The 1800-nt window shown below is 38.6% G+C and carries 2 protein-coding genes; both read right to left on the reverse strand.

Annotation, left to right across the window (positions count from 1 at the left end; genetic code table 11):
• Window positions 1-620: aldo/keto reductase (locus ACFYUV_RS51380; RefSeq protein ID WP_387683439.1), on the reverse strand; the 620-nt coding region annotated here is incomplete at its 3' end.
• Window positions 621-661: 41 nt separating this feature from the next.
• Complete coding sequence (locus ACFYUV_RS51385) at window positions 662-1609, reverse strand: IS30 family transposase (RefSeq protein WP_003130410.1); 948 nt, start codon at window positions 1607-1609, stop codon at window positions 662-664.
• Window positions 1610-1800: the final 191 nt, after the last annotated feature.

Consider the following 1800-nt stretch of genomic DNA (forward strand, 5'->3'; position numbering starts at 1 on the left):
TTATTATATTTTTTAGCCATTTTTTTAAATATTTTTTCTTCAAGTAAGTTTTTATCGCCATGTCCCAGAGGATACCAACTTTTAATTTTTGTACCATAAGGTTTCAAAAATTCCTGTAATTCTACTTGTTGATGATAAGGATGAGTTTCTACTTGAATGACACTCGGTTTGATATCAGCAAAATTAAATAAATCAACTAATCTTTCTCCATCAAAATTTGAAATTCCAATTGATTTCACCTTTCCCTCTTTTACAGCATTTTCTAAAGCAATCCATGCTTTTCGATAATTTCCAACCTGTTGATGCAATAAGAGTAAATCAATTTGTTTAACTTTTAGGCGTTTTAGCATTCGCTCAATTGCTTCTGGCGCTTGCTCATAATCAGAAGGCCAAAGCTTGCTTGTAATCCAGATTTCAGAATTTGAAATTTCTGAGTCTTGAATTGCTTGACTGACAGAAGTTTCATTTTGATAAGCGTGTGCCGTATCCAGATGACGATAACCTAATTCCAAGGCAGTTTTTACAATATTTTGCGTTTCTGTTCCTTCTGGAAGCTGATAAAGTCCCAAACCGAATTGGGGAATGACATTGCCATCATTTAATGTTAATTTTCTTTGCATTTTTTCTCCTTTTATTTTTTATCGCAAATTGCAAGTCCAAGTTAGCCAGCCAAGCTCATCTCATATGAACTCTTATAGTTGAACATTTTTCTTGGATAATGGTTCATCCAATACTCGATAGCGGCGACTTCTTCAGGGGTCGTCTTTGTTGTGCCTTTTGGCAGATGCCTACGAATCATTCGGTTATGGTTTTCATTCGTCCCTCGCTCAAAGCTCGCGTAGGCGTGTGCATAGTAAACTGGACAGCTTACGACCTCAGAGAGCCTTGCAAATTCATGGCCATTGTCAGGGGTAATGGATTTGAAGTCATAACTTTTTTGAAGTTCCACCAGCTCATCATTGACCGCCTGTGCTGTTTTCCCATCAATCAAGCGAATGATCTCCGTGCGGTATTTTCGCTCTGTGAGCGTCAAAAGCACCTTGTTCTTAGCTCTCGTAAGAATGACCGTGTCAATCTCGTAATGCCCCACTTCTAAGCGATTGTTAATGAACTCAGGCCGTTCTTCAATAGACTTACCAAAAGGATGCTTTGGCGCACGAGGTTTGATTTTCTTTGCCGCCTTATACTGCGGATAGAAAAGATGATGACGCTTGGCTTCTAACCAGCCCCAGTTGACCCAATTGTAGAGGCTGCTCAGAGAAACTCCTTTTAGAGCCTGATGAATGACTTCCAAAGAGTCCTTGTCTTCTTTAAGACGTGTACTCACATAACAATCAATCTCAGTCGTGAGTTTACTCGGACGAACACTGTGAGCCCTCAATCCTTCATAATTTTCTTGAGCCTTTTTAGCAGAGTATTTTACCTTCCGCTTGAGCTGGATTTCCCCTCGCTTCATCTCTCTGTCAATCGTCCCATGAGCTTTATTCAATAAGCGCGCAATCTCACGGTTGCTCAGTCCTTCTTTATTGTGCCAACGTTCAATGTTTAAACGGTCTTGATTGGTCAGGTGTTTCCCTTTGCTCTGGCTTGTGATAGAATAGTCTTGCATCTGAATTTCCTTTTTATACTATTTGGTCGAACTTCTAGTATAAGAGATTCAGATGTTTTTTGCTTGACTCAAGGTGGCTAACTTCATTTTACAATTTGCGTTATTTTTTTAAAATAGAACTAAGTTTTTCAACGAAGAGATTAACTTCATCAATTGTATTCATTTCTGAAAAAGAAATACGTATGTTTTCT

The sequence above is a fragment of the Nonomuraea sp. NPDC003560 genome (assembly GCF_042878785.1).
Lineage (GTDB): Bacteria > Actinomycetota > Actinomycetes > Streptosporangiales > Streptosporangiaceae > Nonomuraea.

Bases quoted from the DNA above. Each gene is read 5' to 3' on its own strand.
- ACFYUV_RS51385 (WP_003130410.1), bottom strand. From the start codon at position 1,609: ATGCAAGACTATTCTATCACAAGCCAGAGCAAAGGGAAACACCTGACC.